The sequence below is a fragment of the Olivibacter sp. XZL3 genome (assembly GCF_004368405.1).
Classification (GTDB): Bacteria; Bacteroidota; Bacteroidia; order Sphingobacteriales; family Sphingobacteriaceae; genus Olivibacter.
Genome location: NZ_SBJH01000003.1, coordinates 1 through 16,893, shown reverse-complemented (window position 1 = coordinate 16,893; position 16,893 = coordinate 1). Strand labels below are relative to the sequence as shown.

Here is a 16,893-nt window from a genome sequence, read left to right as displayed (position 1 = left end):
GTATGGTTTTCATGTTTTGGTTTTGTTTGGCAATAATCGCGTATACCTTCGTAGGCTATGGCTTATTGCTCTATATGCTCGTTGGCTTAAAAAGGATTTGGTTCAAATCACCTGCTTGGAACAATACGCGCGAATTTCTGCCCTCAGTTACTTTAATTGTCGCTGCTTATAATGAAGAGGGCGTAATCGAGGAAAAAATCAAGAATTCGTTGGAGATCGACTATCCGTCCGAAAAATTAGAAATCATTTTCATTACGGATGGATCAACCGATCGTACCCCAAAAATGGTTCAGCAGTTCGAAGGGATTACTCATCTGCATGAGGCAGCCCGACGGGGCAAAATAGCGGCTATTAAACGGGCTATGGCTTCCGTAAAAAGTGATATAACAGTTTTTACCGATGCGAATACATTTCTTAACAAGGCAGCTATAAAAAAATTGGTAAGGCATTACCGTACACCAAGCGTAGGGGCGGTTGCCGGAGAGAAGCGGATTTCATTGCCGGATGCGGCAGACGCAAGTGCAGCAGGCGAAGGGTTTTATTGGAAATATGAATCATGGCTTAAACGCTTGGACTATGCACTCTACTCAAATGTGGGCGCGGCCGGCGAACTATTTAGTATCCGGACAGCGTTGTTCCCTTACGTGGAGGAAGATACGATTATAGACGATCACATGATCGCCATGCGGATTGCAGAAAAGGGCTACATCATCGGATATGAGCCAAAAGCTTACGCCAGCGAGACCGCTTCGGAAAACACAAGCGAAGAGCTGAAAAGGAAGATTCGCATTGCGGCGGGAGGGATGCAGTCTATTTTACGTCTGCCGATAGCCGCTAATCCGTTTAAATATCCGGTTTTCTGTTTTCAGTACGTGAGCCACCGTGTACTACGATGGACTATCGTGCCTTTTTTGCTCGTGCTGGTGCTGTTGTTGAACGTTTTGTTGGTGATTCGGGAGCAGGGTTCCATATATGTCGTAATGTTATGTGGCCAGTTTGCCTTTTATGCTTTGGCGCTGATCGGTATGCTGATGGAACGCATATCCTTGAAGATAAAAGCATTTTTTATTCCCTATTACTTTTGCTTAATGAATTATGCCGTGATAGCAGGAATATTCCGGTACTTTTCGGGCCGACAAAGTGCGGTTTGGGAAAAATCAAAAAGAAAAAACGAAGTTAAATTACCTCATCTTAAATGAAAAACAGCATACCTCTCCAAATTCGTCTGTATATCGGACTAGCATTTTGCATCGGTTTGGTGATCGTTACCGGAGTGGTCTCCTATACCCGTATCCAAAATCAGCATAGGGAAGCCGAATGGGTAACGCGTTCCTATCAGGTTATTAGCACCTCGCAATATGTTCGTAACCTGCTGCTAAGAATGCAGACCAACAGGATGGCTTATCGTAACACGGGTGATAAGTCTTTTGCCGATCTTGTGTATGAACTGCGTGGTAGGTTGACATATACACTGGATTCACTGACGGAACTGACCACTGAAAATCATGTGCAGCACGGCCTGGCAAATCAGATCAAGGCTAATGTCTATAATTATCTGGAGTTCAGTGATTCAATGTCAGACACAACAGACCTAAGGCAAAAAGATTCCGCGTTGATTTTAAAGGAAGACGGTTTTTTTTCCGTTATTAACAAAACCATTGATCAATTTCAGCGCAATGAAACGAAATTGCTCGCACAGCGTAAAACGCATAACGATTATTTAGTTCGTTTGACATTGCTTGTGATTGTTATCAACCTTTTCATCGTTTTAAGCATCGTACTGATTTTGTGCTACGTCATTCGGGCAGAATTAATTGCTAGACTGAAAGCCCAGGAAAAGCTCACAGAAACGATTCAGCGGATGGAGCAACTAAACGAGCAGACCAATGAAAAGAACTGGCAGCTGGAAGGGGTGGTGAAAATCAATGATGAACTACAAAAATATCCCCATGATCTGGAGCCATTAGCCCAGAATGCACTGAACGTCGTAACCGATTATTTAATGGTACCTGCCGGCGTATTTTATGTGTTCCGTGAAGACCAGCAACTGTTGGAAATTGTGGCCGCGGTAGCTGTTCCAAATGCGAAAAAAACAAGTACGAAGCTGGGCGAAAATTTAGCAGGTAGAGCTGCGCTGAGCGGAAAGGTGCAGGTGATCAGCGGCATTGATCCCGGGTATTGGAAAATTGAATCAGGCTTGGGCAGTATCGATATAGACACCGTGGCTTATATACCTCTTTATGATGCCGCCGGATTGAAAGGACTGATTGAGCTGGCCTGTGTAAGTGATACAATCAACAATAAGGCAGAATTTTTGCAAATTATCGCTGCCAATATAGCGCGAGCACTTAATAACTGTTTAGCCCATCAAAAGATGGAGTTGTTGCTACAGTGTATCAATCAGCAAAATGAAGAACTCGTTGCTCAAAAGGAAGATCTTGCGTCCTCCAATAAACAGATCAAAACGCAGACAGAAGAACTCCAAGCCTCGGAAGAGGAACTGCGGGTGCAACAGGAAGAACTGAGGGAGATTAACGCAGAGCTAGCCATTCAAAATGAAATGATGGACGAAGCAAGAAAGGCTATTGAATCGCAAAAGAATGAGCTTGAAAAAAGTAGCACCTATAAATCGGAGTTCTTGGCCAATATGTCCCACGAATTGCGGACGCCGTTGAACAGTATTTTGGTGTTAGCGAAAATGCTGGCAAACAATACGTCACATAATTTAACCGAAAAACAACAGCAGTATAGCGAGATCATTTACAAGTCCGGATCCGATCTCTTAAATCTTATCAACGATATTTTAGATCTATCGAAAATCGAAGCCGGAAAAACCGATGTGTTCTTTGAGACGGTTGCAATAGACCAAATCGTACGCAATATGGAGGAGACTTTTGAGGAGGTCGCTAAAGATCGTTCGATTGACTTTACAGTCCGGCGAGCGCAAGATTTACCCGAGCACATTCAATCTGATCAAAAACGTCTGGAGCAAATCTTGAAGAACTTACTTTCGAATGCATTCAAATTCACCCCTGCAGAGGGGAAAGTTACATTAGCTATAAGAAGGGAAGCGGTAGCTGGGAGAGAATTTATGGCATTTCATGTGGTTGACACCGGAATAGGTGTTGCTAAAGATAAGCAGGAGCTTATTTTTGATGCGTTTCAACAGATTGATGGAGCAATCAATAGAAAGTATGCAGGTACCGGATTAGGCTTATCTATCAGCAGTGAACTGGCCCGACGGTTAAATGGTTTTGTTAAATTAGAAAGTGAACTGGATGCGGGGAGTGATTTTTCCGTTTATATTCCGTTAGATCTTTCTTCTGATCAGAATACGCAAGCAAGGCCCGACAACGACAATTCCACTTTTCAAGAGATCGGACCGATCAGCACTTCTAAGGCGGTAAAAGAACAAACGCGTATTCCAGACGATCGTAGCGCTTTGGAAGCGGATGACAAACGGATATTGATTGTGGAAGATGATGTCAATTTCTCTACGATATTGAGAGATTTTGCCCGGTCGAAAGGCTACCGCGCAATCGTGGCACTGAGTGGCGATGAAGGCATTTTTTGTGCTGAAAAGTATAAGCCCGACGCAATGATACTTGATATGAATTTGCCTGTTTATAGCGGGCAGGAAATTCTCAGGTATCTGAAAGGTTCGGAAGAGCTTCGGCGCATACCCGTACACATTATCAGCTCACAGGACGACCCCGGCATAAGCAAAAAGGATATTGTCGGTTATACGCTGAAGCCCTTGGTTGTAGAGGAAATGGAAACGGTTTTCAGTTTGCTTGATAATCAGGCGGAGAAAGGGCAGCAGAAAAGGGTACTGATTGTTGCCGGCGAGAATCAGAACGCTAGGGGGATCGAAGATTTGTTGAAGACTTATAAAGGGATTGAACTGACGCTGATGAATGATCGCCAGGTGCCTAATGGCGAATTCGACCCATACGACATCGTGCTCTATTACTTCAGCAAGCCTACGCAGCAAACGGAATCCCGTTTGGCTGCTTTTAGCAAGGTGCTGAAGCCACATAGCGGCAACATGATTGTTTTCGTTGATCATGAAATTGATGAGAAAGAAGAGCTGTTGCTTAAAAGGTATGCCGGATCGCTTATCCGTATGTCGCCGAAGGCCGATGAGCGTTTAATAGATGAACTTGATCACTTTCTGCAGAAGAAAAACACGAGGACGGGTATAACTGAAAAGGAAAGGATTGAATTCGGCAACATTAGGCCTAAAGATATGCTACTTGCGGATCTCAAAGACAAGTCGATATTGATAGCGGATGATGACATGCGAAATATCTTTGCCCTTTCGGCTCTTTTGAAAGAGCAGGGTGCTAAGATCGTTGTAGCAAACGATGGAAAAGAGGCGATAGAAGTATTGCATAAAAATCCTGATATTGATCTTGTTTTGATGGATGTCATGATGCCGGTAATGGATGGGCTAGAGGCAATGGCACGGATTCGGGCCGAAGAGAAATATCGCGATTTGCCTATCATTGCGTTAACGGCAAAAGCTATGCAGGGCGACCGCGAAAAGTGTATGGAAGCAGGCGCGTCCGAATATGTGACCAAACCGTTAGACATCGCTAAACTGCTGAATTTATTAAAAATATGGCTGGCCAAATAGTTTAAAACCATGCAGAACAACAAGGAAAATATCTGTATCCTCCTGGTAGATGATAAACCGGAAAATTTGCTTGCACTGGAGGCCATATTGGAGGCCCCTAATCGCACTTTTATCCAAGCTACAAGTGGCAACGAAGCGCTGAAGTATGCACTAAAGCGGGATGACATCGGTTTGATCATTTTGGACGTGCAAATGCCCGGGATGGACGGTTTTGAGGTGGCCTCCTTTTTACAGTCGGACCCGAGTACCAGACATATCTCTATTATATTTGTGACGGCCATTAATAAGGAAGAACACTATGTGATGAGAGGCTATGAAGATGGAGCCGTTGATTATCTGTCAAAACCGCTGGATGTTAAACTGACACAAGCAAAGGTGAATGTTTTTGAACGCATGTATTTTTATCAGAAGAGCTTACAGTTGGCCATAGAAGAAAAAAAGGAAATCAATGGCCAGCTCGAGCGTTTTATGTACGTGGTAGCGCATGACCTTAAATCACCGCTTGCAGGTATTATTTCCATTTTCGGAATGATGAAATATGCGCTAGAAGATAATGATCAGGAGGCGCTTCGCTCATACCGTAGTTTAGGTGAAGCTTCTGCAAATAGATTAAATCAGATGATTTCCTCTATTCTCAATTATTCAAAAAGTGCTAACTACTCCGAAAAGAATGAACTGGTATCGGTGAAGCAATTATTGTTAGATTTGAAAGAAGCGTTATTCCTGCCAAAAAACGTACAGTTCTCAATTGTTGAGCCTTTGCCTTCCTTGTATACCAACGCCGTGCAGCTCTACCAGGTCTTTCAGAATTTAATCTCAAATGCTATTAAACATTGTGATAAGGAAGTCATAAAGGTGGAGGTCGGTATGTCGGATCAAAGCGCTGATTTCTATACGTTCTATGTGAAAGATAATGGCGCTGGAATTGCACAAAAAGACTATGCCAAAGTTTTCGGGCTATTCCAGACACTTGATAAAGGGGACGATGCTGTAAAAAATAACACCGGAGTTGGTTTAAATTTAGTAAAAATGTTTGTGGAGAAACAAGGTGGTACCGTCCAAATCGACTCGGAGCTCGGGCAAGGAACTACCTTTTTTTTCAAATGGAGATCGGGGAAAGCGAGCTAAGTTGAAAAGTTCCCATATTGGGCAAGAGGCTGATGGTTTTACGATGCAGGAAGTTCCACCAAAAATGTAGCTCCTCCCTGCATGTTGCTGCTGTAAGTGATCGATCCGCCTTTTATTCATCAGACAGCGCGAGATTTCAGTAGTCGATTTATATCGTCGCTCAATTAGTTGTAAGCATTAGTTTCGCCGCTTTCAATCCTTTGCCCTTTACTGACAGTTCCATCGTCCCTGATTCATGGGTCGACTGTACCAACACCACTAATTTACCATTGAAGAGCTTCATGGTGGGCAAATGAAACAATTCTAAAGAAGTTGCATCGCCATTACAAGCAGCTCGGTAAGTGCCTTTACCGCTTACCTTAAACGATAACTGATTGGCGGCTGTCGGGCACGGGTTGCCGTCTTTATCCACCACAGATACGGTTACAAACGAAATGTCCTCCCCATCAGCCTGAATAGTCGTCCGGTCGGGCTGCAGGACAATTTTGTGGGGCTCCCCAGCGGTAACTACCTGTTGCTCCGCTACCGGCTTGCCGTGCTGATCAAAAGCCACTACTTTTAATGTACCGGGTTCATACTTTACATCCATCCACATCAGGCGGTAGCGGTTTTGTGGACTGCTGTGGTTTTTTCGTTGTACACCCAGACTTTTACCATTTAAGAAAAGCTCTGCACTATCATAGCTGGTATAAACAAATACAGGGGTTGGCTGATCTTCTCTGCCTGGCCAATTCCAATGGGGGAGGATGTGCAAGGTGGATTTTTCTTTATTCCAGCGACTACGGTATAGGTAGTAGCGATCTTTCGGTAATCCGGCCAGGTCATTGATCCCAAAATAAGAACTTCGTGAAGGCCAATGGCTGTCATAAGGTGTAGGTTCTCCCAAATAATCGAAGCCTGTCCACACAAATTCACCAATAACCCAAGGCTTGTCGTCTTGCAATACAAAATCATCATCCGGCAGGTTCGACCAGTTGCAGCATTCCACATCGTAAGAAGAAGATTGTCCATCCGCATAAATTTTGTCCTTTGCTGGTACCACCGGAAATTTATACACGCCTCTGGAACTGACGGTCGAAGCAGTTTCTGAACCTAGAATGAAGCCTTGTGGAAAGGTACGGTATGCTTCTTCATATAAGGGTAAGCGGTAGTTCAGACCGGGGATATCCAAGATGGCGCCAAAACCGGATCGTAAGGTTGCTTTTACCTGATCCATCCCCACTGTTACCGGACGGGTCGGATCTTCCCGATGGAAGAGTTCCTGTAGCCATTTCGCTCTTTTCACGCCTTCTGTACCGTGTTGATCCGGCACTTCATTTCCAGCGCTCCACATCACGATGCAGGGGTGGTTGCGGGTAGCATGGACTAGGTTCACTATGTCTTTTTCTGCATCGCTGTTAAAAAAGTGGTTGTAGCCGTTTTTTACCTTTGGTTTTGCCCATTCATCAAAACTCTCTGCCAAGAACATAAAACCCATCTCGTCACATAATTCGAGCTGTTCCAGTGAAGGCATATTGTGCGAACTCCGAATGGCATCACAGCCCATGTCCTTTAATATCCGCAGCTGCCTGCGCAATGCCGCTTTATTGATGGCCGCGCCCAAGGGGCCCAGATCATGGTGCAGACAAACCCCTTTGAACTTGCGGTTTTTTCCGTTCAGGCTAAATCCGGTATCGGGCTGGTAACTAATGGAGCGTATGCCGAAGCGGGTGCTTACCTCGTCCTTTAGTTCCTTCCCAGCGTATAATCGGGAAACGGCGTGATAGAGATAAGGTGTCTCCGGACTCCATAGACGGGGGCGTGGAACCTTGATGTTTTGCTCGAATTGCTGTCCGAAAGGCTGCTTTGCCGTGTCTATCGCCACAAGCTTGCCCTCCGCATCCATAAGCTGTGTAATTAAAACAAGCCCTTTGCCTGCTATGTTGGTTTTGATGTTGACTTTCGCAAACTCCTCCGAAACAACCGGTGTGGTGATAAAAGTGCCCCATTGATCGATACTTTCTTTGTTCTTTACGATGATGCTTACGTTTCGGTAAAGACCAGCTCCCGGGTACCAGCGGGAAGAAAGTTCACGGTTGTTGAGTTGGACAGCCAAAACGTTCTGCTGATCGGTCAAAAGCTGCTCACTGATGTCTAAATAAAAATAGTTGTAGCCATAGTTCCATTCTCCAACCTGTTGGCCATTGAGATAGACCTTTGGCTCGCTCATGGCACCTTCAAAAAGAATGAGGGCTTGTTGCCCCTTTTTAAAGTGGGGCAGACGGAATGTTTTTCGGTACCATCCTTCCCCTACATGTGGTAAGGATCCTGTTCTGCCTGTTTTTTCCGAAGGAATTTTTTCTCCATTTTGCTCAATAGCCACGACCTGTTTGTCCACTTCTTTGTCAAAAGGCCCATAAATGGCCCAGTCGTGCGGAATACTGACTGTTTGCCAATCCTGATCGTTAAAGTTGGGCTGAATAGCCTGTTTGTGGCTGCCCTTGTTGAATTTCCACCCATCTTTTAATTCGGTTATAATGCGTACTTGGGCTAAGGACGTGTTGCATAAAAGTTGACTGATGATCAGCAAACCGGCCAAATAATGAATTTTTATCATGGTCTTGTTTGTTTTGGTAAATGGCGCTCAGGAAATTTTATTCCCGAGAGCAACCACCTGCCTCTTGTGTTTACTATATAGAAGGTGAATAAAAATAATGAAGTTCATATTAAAATAGCAGCTAAATACAACATTTTGCCGTTTTAGCAATCCGCTAAATTCGGTCATCGTCTCTTCGAACTTCAATAGCCCTCATTTTGTATCAGATTTGGATTCGATGCCATATCGGTTGTGGGTATAGGATACAGGTTAAACCGCGTATCCACCGATTGCCCGTCCAACGTTCCCCCTTTCCATTGCCATAAGTAATTACTGCCGGTAAACCGGCCAAAACGAATCAAATCTGTACGTCGGGTACATTCCCAAAACAGTTCCCGCCCTCTTTCCTGAAGGATAAAATCGAGGGTAAGCTGATCGGTACTGATCTCTCCGGAATTGCCATCAAAGACACGGTTTCTAATCTGGTTGACCAAGGTCAGCGCATCTTGCAGGGATCCACCGGTACCTCCCCGAACAACAGCTTCGGCATACATCAAATAGATGTCTGCTAGCCGAATCATTGGGAAATCGGTATTCACTAAGCCTTCGTCCGTATTAAACGTACCGTCGTCGTATAAGTTGGTGAATTTTACCAAACCGTATCCCTGGCTGGAAACCGAAGGGTCGTTTACGTCGAGCGACTGCCCATCGGTCCAAAAGTCGCCCCTGCTATCACTTGGGTCGAATGTAGCTACAAATTCCCGTAATGTCCGTATACTATTCCAGCCCGACAGCACGCCGTAATTACCTGCTTGCATACTACCAACGATCGGCCCGTTCACCAAATAGGTTGTTGCCCCCCAGGTAGTGGTTTGTTCTACCTGGGCCTCTATCGGGAAAATAATTTCGTTGCTACGTTGATCATTATCGGCATTGAACAGCTGCTTATAATCATTGTGCAAACTATAACCGGCATCGATTACTTTTTTGCTATAGTTGATACAATCTGTATACCGTTCTGTACCGGTATATACCTGTGCATTGAGGTAATTTTTAGCCAACAGTGCCCATGCCGCCGCGCGGCTCACGCGTCCGTATACATTTTGACGGGCCGCTGGTAATAATTCTTCAATGGCGATAAGCTCCTGTTCGATGTAGTCGAACAAATCACTGCGCACGATACGAGGTGGAAAAAAGGCCTCCACGGCATCGTTCTCTGTCACAAAAGGGACATTACCAAATAAATCCATGGCATGGCTGTAGGCCAGTGCACGCAAAAAACGGGCTTCGGCAGCAAAGGTTTGTATTTCTGTTTGTTCACTCGCTGTAAAAGCCGCAAGCCGCTCTTCCGTGGCGTTGCGTAAAAACTCATTACAAAGTGCGATCGAATAATAAATGCGATAATACATGGCATTGACCCAAGTGTCTGACGCACCCCAATTCATAAATTGCAGTCCGACCATGTTTTCACCGCCGGCCCAAGTATAAATTACCTCATCGGTGGGCACCTCCTGCATATTGAAATACACCCTGAGGTACCCCCAGGAAGCGGTAGCTCCCGCCATATCCGGATCTTCATCGCCGCGGCCATTACCGGCAACGGCAAACGAAGCATATAGCTTCGCCAGTACTGAACGATAGCCGTCAATACTAGTATATACCTGTTCAGCTGTTGTTTCTACCGTTGGATATTGATCCAGATCTTTGGTACAGGAAACGACCGACAGCAAGGCGGCAAATAAACTCAAGTAAAATATCTTTAACTTTTTCATAACAATAACTTATAGATGAACCACCTATTAAAAATCCAGATTTAAGCTGAGGGAAAAGGTACGCGACCGGGGGTAGAACGAGTCGTCAAATCCATTCGGCACCTCCGGATCCGCTCCACTATAGCCTGTAATAACAAATACATTCTGAATCACGCCCCCAATCCGCAGATTGCTGATCTTGCCTACCTTCCCGAAATTGTATCCAAGTGATAGATTTTCCATGCGCAGGAATGAAGCTTTCTCCACGTAGTAGTCTGAGTAATATTGCCGACTTTGAAAGCCTGTATTGAAATAATCACGGTGCAGATTGTTAATGGCGGCGTCAACATATTGTACGGTCTCCCAAGCGCTCAGGTTCATTTTTGTGTTGTTGAAGACGTAGTTGCCCAAATTAGCCCGAAGGGTTGTGGCTATTGTCCATTTCTTGTAGCTAAGTTGAGTGTTGAAGCCAAATAGCCAAGTGGCTGCAGGGGAGTGATATCGGTATAAATCACTTTCATTGATGATGCCGTCTTCATTAAGGTCGGCATACGTGCCTTCCAGCGGTCGCCCGTCGGCGTTGTACACTTGTTTATAGACATAAAACATATTAGGCTGGTAACCGGCCGTTAATATCTGAATGCCGCGGCCGCTAACTTCAGGCCCTACATAGGTGCCTATAGAAGAAGCGTCTGGTACCAGTGCGATATTCGTTACCTTGATGTTTTGTTTGGTGGCATTAAAATTAACTTCCCATCGTAGGTTCTCTTGCTGTAGCGGAACCGTATTGAGTTGGAATTCCCATCCGCTACTTTCTACGTTCCCTACGTTAATTGTTGCATTCTGATCAAAGTTGGTACCCGCGGCCACCGGAACATTGGCAATCAGGTCGTGGGTCTTTCGCTTGTAATATTCCGCTGAACCGGAAAGGCGTCCCTGCAAGAACGAAAAATCCAGTCCATAGTTAAACGCTTTTGTGGTTTCCCAGCGTAGGTCTTGGTTATATACTGACGGACGATACACGAGGTGATATTGATCCCCAAAGCGGTACTGCGCATAGGGCGTACCCTGATTATATACCGACATGTATTCATAATTGCCAATTCCTTCTTGCTGTCCGGTTACACCATAGCTGGCGCGCAGTTTTAGGTCGTCCAAAAAAGAAAGCGGTTTTAGAAAAGACTCTTCCGATAATCGCCAGGCCAAGGCCACCGAGGGGAAAGTGCCCCATCGATTATCCGGGCTGAAGCGCGACGTGCCGTCTCTCCTTACGGTTGCTGTTAAAAGGTAGCGGTCATTATATTGATAATTGAGTCGCCCATACCAAGAAATCAATGCGTGCCTTTCGTCCGACGCAATTTCAGTGGAACGCACATCTCCCGCCTCATTGTAATAGGTAATAGGCGGGCGTTCAGCACGCCAATATTGATAGTCGTGACCAACCGTTACTTCGATAGTGCTTTTTAGCTCCTCCAAAGTCTTATTATAGTTTAAATACCCAGTAAACAGTCGGTTTGTCAAGGTCTGCTCGTAGGTGTCATAAGCGCCACCTATCAGAAAATTGTTTGCTGCGCTGGCAGGAACATAATTATAACCATCCCCGTTTGCGTAGTCATAACCTAGAGTTACATGTGCCTTTAACTCGGGAAGAAAGTGCATCTTGTAATCGAGGTCGAGGTTACCAACAATCCGGTTGACTTTGCTCCGGTGCCTTTCTTGGTTCAGTAAGCCTACGGGATTACGGTTAGCCCCCGTAGCTGGTAAACCTGCATTATCCAGACTCTCATAATAGCCTCCGTATGTGTCGGCCCCGGAGTAAACAGGCTGAGTAGGGTTAAAGGCTACCGCAGACCATATCGCGTCTGTGTTGGCGAAATGGTTATTATTGCGTGCCCCTTTGATGTTGAGGTTAACGCTTAGATGCTGATCAAAGAACGAAGGGTTCACCACCAACGCTCCTGTTATCCGTTCCGTTTTGTCGGTACGCAACGTGCCCTGTTGGTTATAGTAACCGGTTGAAGCCCTGAATGGGATGGTTTTTGCTATTTTGCCCTGTAGGCTGAGGTTGTTGTCTGTTCCCATCGCCTCCTGAAACACTTCATCTACCCAATTGGTTGTGACGCTTCCTAACAGTGCTTTTTGCGCATCTGTGCCTCTACTGTTTATGAGGTCGGCAAATTCATCGCGCGACATCATATCCGCCACACCCAGCGCCTTTTGCAAGGATAAAATAGAAGAAAATGAAAAACGTAGCTCATCGCCCGATCCCTTTTTGGTGGTGATTAACAATACGCCGTTTGAAGCACGTGAACCGTAAATGGCTGTTGATGAAGCATCTTTCAGTACGGTCATACTTTCTATGTCATTTGGGTTGATGAGACTCAGGAAATTGCCGCTGTTACCACTGATGCCGCCTGTCTCCAAGGGCACGCCGTCCAGTACGATTAAGGGATCGTTACTTGCACTTAAGGATGCTCCCCCACGGATGCGGATGGTGCTGCCCGCCGTTGGCGACCCACTGTTAGACATCACTTGTACGCCAGCTGTTTTACCATTAATCAACTGTTCGGACGATCCGACCAGTCCGGTATTAAAATCCTTGCTGCTGACAGTGGTGACCGCCCCTGTCAGGTCCTTCTTTGTGGTACTGCCGTACCCTACAATTACCAGCTCTTCCAACTGTGTGGATGAGTTTTGCAGGACGACATTTAATACTGGTCCGGTTGCCTGGAGTGTTCGGGTCTCATAGCCGACGATAGAAAACGATACCTGTGATTTTCCCTCGGGCACCCTAATCTGATAGCTTCCGTCTTCTGCAGTCGACGTACCGATATTCGTTCCAACGACCAGTACCGTCACGCCGGCAATTCCTTCGCCACGGTCATTGCGTACGACTCCCCGTATCTCTTGTTGTCGCTTTGGGGATGACAATTCCCATTCGGTAGTTGCATGCAACTCCATCATTCCGCCCCACCCACCGAGTAGGGATAAGCCTAAGAGGCTTATTTTTATTACAACACCCTTCATTTGGTTAGATTTATTTGTTTATAATTTTAGCTTAATTCTAATTCCGGTTATTCGAGCCAAACGGCTCCTATGCTAATTTTCGCGTCAGACCACTGTCCGTTATGGGTTGATAATACCAGTTTTTCCATATCATCCCTGTGCCAGGGCAAATCTACTGTTGGCGAGAAATACCTCGGCAAGAACGTGGGGTATGGCGCGGGCAACAAAGCGGTAGCAGTTTGCCTTAGTTCCGATAGTGGAATACGTAAGATAGTCCCCATACGGTCCTTTCCTGCTAGGGAAACCTTTTTTACATAGGTATATCCGACTTTGGTCACAAAGCCCAGCTCCAGCCAGTCGTCGTAGCCTTCCGCACGGATATACGCGCATAGCGAAGTGGCTTGGCCGACGCCTTGTGGACGGCTATCCACCAGTTTCTTAATGTCCCGTATCCAAAAATGCCTTGCCGCCGTGTCTTTGCCACGGAAGCTGTATGTCCAGATAGGGGCTGTTGTAAAAGACGACTGCTCTTTTTCGTAGGTAGCATAAGAAGTTTCCGGGATGGCAAAATGATCAAAAACAGGCTGATCTTGCCATGGAGAAGCTAATAACAGCCGATCCTCCGGGTCTACAATGCGTGTAGACCAGTAATGCGTTACATTATAATCCCAATCCAGCGGCGTACCTTGCCTGCTGTCTGGGTAGGTATAGCTTTTGCCGTCGACATAAACTGTAGCCGTGTAGCGCCACATTCCATCCTTTATCAGCTTTTCTGGAATGACGGCGCGAAAGGTATAGGCATCGAGGGCGGTCATTTTGACGGAAGGATTATCCTCCCGCCAAAACGAAACCTGGTCGGTCTGTACGATTACCGAGTCAACCCTGGTCGGAAAGATCACCCGCATCTGTAAAGCCTTTTTCTGTCCTTTCTCCCAATAGGGATCCGGTTCGTGCAGTACAATCGGTTTGTGGATTACCGAGGGAAGGGGAGCGACGAACGCTCCCAGTTTACCCGATTTCCACGAACTATTGGCATCCCACTTGTCCGGCTGCCCCCGTTCTTTACGTCTCAGTAAATAAACGCCGGGACGAACCGTAAGCCGGCTGCGTTCAGCAGCAGGCTGGGCATCTGTCTGCTCGGAAAGCGCCTGTACGGCAAAGTCTTCACCCAAATCGGGCAGACGGATTGTCATGTGCTGTGGTGTCCATAAAATGTCGACAACCGCCCGCGATAAGGACGGTTTTTCAAAGGGATCGATCACAGGTTCCGCGTCCGGCATTACTTCCAGTCGCCATATTCCTTCCTCCAAACGATCCAGAAAATAGGCGCCGGAACCAGTGTAGTGAATGACGGGAGAAGAGCCATGTCCGGCTATATGAGCAAGCTGCCGGAGATCTACCGGTTGCACGTTCGTCTCATTACTATAATAGAACTTGTCTTTCGTATTCATGACGCTCAGATCCTGTGTATAGCTGACCATAAAATTGCCGAAGAGTGTATCCCTTGGGTAGTCCGGGTACGATTGGTTTCTGGGAATATTATAAGCTACTTCCGCGGCAATCATGGTGCTGATTGCTTTTGCCGGCGTATAGGCTAGGTTCAGGTAATGCGTCTGATATTCGGTGTTATAGGCGGCGATATCGATGGGGTCATAAGCAAACTGCGTTATCCATTGAAAGCCGGCCGACCTGAAGGTACGACTCATGGCCGGGTGCATATAGCTATAGAGATTATCTGCCGGATCATATTCATACACCGCCTTTGCTTTATTGTTAAATCCCTCTATATTGGAAAAAGGAATAGGATACCGATCAACGTAAGGTAAGAAATTACCGAGGCGTTGCCTTCCGGCTACTAATCCTATGGGATACCATTGATAAGTTGTTCCCTGTATAGGGGCGTTAAAATAGGCGGGGACATGATCCCGGTTGTGGCTTACATTATAGAACACCGGTTTTTTATTACCGGCCGCTTTCATGCTTGCCAGCATTTCTTTGATATAATGGCTTGTTATAGCCAGTTCTCCAGTATGACAGGGTTCATTATTAATCTCAAAACCGATGACGTAGGGATCATCCTGATACGCCACCTTTGTGTAGGGGTTGACATGGCGTAATAGCGCATAGATGTAGCGTTTTTGGGCCGCGATGGCCTTCGGATCCTGATGTACCAGGCATTTGTCGTATAAATAAGAAAAGGCGCCAGTCTGTTCATTGCGTTCAGGATACCCATTGCCAAAGTTCGTCATGGCGGTAATTAAAATATGTATGCCCCTTTCCTGTAATTTGAAAAACAGGTAATCAAGCAAATCCAAATGTTCATTGAGCAGCAAGTTGCCCTCGCCGTCGGATAACTCGACGTCCCAAAGATGAATGCGGTACGCATTAAACCCAAGTCGGGCAAAATGGTACACATCACGGTCGATAGCCGCTTTGTGGTCAATACCTTTAGCTTTAATAGCACGGTATGCATGAGCAAAAGGTAAGGTATAATTCACACCATAAAATGATGCTTCTTGCTTGTTGTCCGACCATCGCATGACGCCCTGTTTGTCAATATAAATAAGAGGTGTGTTTTTTTTGCCTTGGCCGAAGGATGAAAAAAAAGCCAGCATAGCACAGCTACATAATAGAATTATACGCATGGAAAAATTCGATTTATAAACGTTGGTTGCTAAATTGTAGCACAAACCTAGCTATGATGCTCCATGATTACAAACACAAATCGGACAAAGGTTGACACAAATCGGACAGGAAGAGCCCATCAGCTAATCTGTGGCATACTGTTCCATATAATGTTTAGGGGTCAGGGAAAATTCTGCCTGAAAGCACTTAGAGAAATAAGAAGCATTGGTGAAGCCTACCATATACATAACCTCGGCTACCGTAAAATTTCGCTGCTTCAAAAGAATGGCCGCCTTTTTCATCCGGATGGTTCGTATATATTCTACCGGTGTAAAGCCCGTGAGTTGTTTGATTTTTCTGTACAATTGTTTGGTGCCTATAGCGGCATGTTCACTTAAGAGCTGTACAGAAAGTTCCGAGTCGTCTATATGCTCTTCAATGATCCGTGTAATTTTGACCAACAATAATTCATCGGGCGATTCTAGCTCCTTTTCAGTCTTGGGATGATGGAGGCTATCCAAACGCAGCTGGGCCATTATCCTGTCTTTCCTATCAAGCAGTTGCCGGATCTGTAATTTGAGCAGTTCGAGATCAAATGGTTTGGAAACAAAAGCATCGATGCCGACAGCGATACGCTCCCGCTGGACTCTTTCGTCGTTTTTTGCCGTCAACAAAATAATTGGAACGCTAGCCGTATAGCTGCTTTTTCGCAGCATTTTAGCCATCTCCAATCCGTCCATTACCGGCATCATCGCATCGGATACGATGAGGTCAGGCAGGTAATGCCGATCGATCATCTGCAGTGCCTGTCGACCATTCTGAACGATAGCACATGCATATAATGGTTCGAGTGATTCTTTTAAGAAAGACGAGAGTTCTTGATTGTCTTCCACGATCAGGACTTTTTTTCTTTCCCCATCCTTTGTTTCCTGAAAATCTGCTGCTGTTGAGGGGCCGCCAAGCATTAAGTGGATTGTGACCTGGGTTCCGCTTTCAGGGGAAGAGACCAGTTCGGGGCGCCATCCTAATTGCTCGCAGTAAGTTTTTACGAGGTATAATCCTACCCCTGTGCCCTCTGTTTCACGCACTTTGTACGTCTTCAAACTAAATTAGACACATTAGGATGAAACCTTAAGGAGACTTTCGAGTTATAAATTTATTAATTTTTG

The 16,893-nt window shown here is 45.7% G+C and carries 8 protein-coding genes; 3 read left to right on the top strand and 5 right to left on the bottom strand.

Features of this window, described 5'->3' with window-relative positions:
- The first annotated feature begins 11 nt into the window (after positions 1-11).
- The 3 genes from EPX21_RS00490 to EPX21_RS00480 are packed head-to-tail and all read left to right on the top strand — an operon-like array spanning position 12 to position 5,767.
- Positions 12-1,199, top strand: coding sequence for a glycosyltransferase family 2 protein (locus tag EPX21_RS00490; RefSeq protein WP_370450911.1), 1,188 nt, complete (start codon positions 12-14; stop codon positions 1,197-1,199).
- Positions 1,196-4,639, top strand: a complete 3,444-nt coding sequence (locus EPX21_RS00485; RefSeq protein ID WP_134087717.1) for a response regulator — start codon at positions 1,196-1,198, stop codon at positions 4,637-4,639. The genes EPX21_RS00490 and EPX21_RS00485 overlap by 4 nt, the downstream gene beginning before the upstream one ends.
- Positions 4,640-4,648: 9 nt before the next feature.
- Positions 4,649-5,767, top strand: coding sequence for an ATP-binding protein (locus EPX21_RS00480; protein WP_134087716.1), 1,119 nt, complete (start codon positions 4,649-4,651; stop codon positions 5,765-5,767).
- Positions 5,768-5,927: 160 nt separating this feature from the next.
- Here EPX21_RS00480 and EPX21_RS00475 read toward each other — a convergent pair whose 3' ends face one another.
- The 5 genes from EPX21_RS00475 to EPX21_RS00455 all read right to left on the bottom strand — a co-directional run bounded on the left by EPX21_RS00475 (position 5,928) and on the right by EPX21_RS00455 (position 16,827).
- Positions 5,928-8,363, bottom strand: coding sequence for a DUF4982 domain-containing protein (locus tag EPX21_RS00475; protein WP_134087715.1), 2,436 nt, complete (start codon positions 8,361-8,363; stop codon positions 5,928-5,930).
- 182 nt (positions 8,364-8,545) lie between these two features.
- Entirely contained in the window at positions 8,546-10,114 is a 1,569-nt protein-coding gene (locus tag EPX21_RS00470; protein WP_134087714.1) for a RagB/SusD family nutrient uptake outer membrane protein, read from the bottom strand.
- A gap of 27 nt (positions 10,115-10,141) precedes the next feature.
- Entirely contained in the window at positions 10,142-13,120 is a 2,979-nt protein-coding gene (locus EPX21_RS00465) for a SusC/RagA family TonB-linked outer membrane protein (RefSeq protein ID WP_206105962.1), read from the bottom strand.
- Between the two features lie 47 nt (positions 13,121-13,167).
- Positions 13,168-15,744 carry a hypothetical protein gene (locus tag EPX21_RS00460; RefSeq protein ID WP_206105961.1) on the bottom strand — a complete coding sequence of 859 codons (2,577 nt, stop codon included), beginning with the start codon at positions 15,742-15,744 and terminating at the stop codon, positions 13,168-13,170.
- Positions 15,745-15,867: 123 nt separating this feature from the next.
- Positions 15,868-16,827, bottom strand: a complete 960-nt coding sequence (locus EPX21_RS00455) for a response regulator (protein WP_134087713.1) — start codon at positions 16,825-16,827, stop codon at positions 15,868-15,870.
- Positions 16,828-16,893: the final 66 nt, after the last annotated feature.

Excerpts from the sequence above, each read along its gene's own strand:
- EPX21_RS00490 (WP_370450911.1), top strand. The coding sequence starts at position 12 with ATGTTTTGGTTTTGTTTGGCAATAATCGCGTATACCTTCGTAGGCTAT.
- EPX21_RS00485 (WP_134087717.1), top strand. The coding sequence starts at position 1,196 with ATGAAAAACAGCATACCTCTCCAAATTCGTCTGTATATCGGACTAGCA.
- EPX21_RS00480 (WP_134087716.1), top strand. The coding sequence starts at position 4,649 with ATGCAGAACAACAAGGAAAATATCTGTATCCTCCTGGTAGATGATAAA.
- EPX21_RS00475 (WP_134087715.1), bottom strand. The coding sequence starts at position 8,363 with ATGATAAAAATTCATTATTTGGCCGGTTTGCTGATCATCAGTCAACTT.
- EPX21_RS00470 (WP_134087714.1), bottom strand. The coding sequence starts at position 10,114 with ATGAAAAAGTTAAAGATATTTTACTTGAGTTTATTTGCCGCCTTGCTG.
- EPX21_RS00465 (WP_206105962.1), bottom strand. The coding sequence starts at position 13,120 with ATGAAGGGTGTTGTAATAAAAATAAGCCTCTTAGGCTTATCCCTACTC.
- EPX21_RS00460 (WP_206105961.1), bottom strand. The coding sequence starts at position 15,744 with ATGCGTATAATTCTATTATGTAGCTGTGCTATGCTGGCTTTTTTTTCA.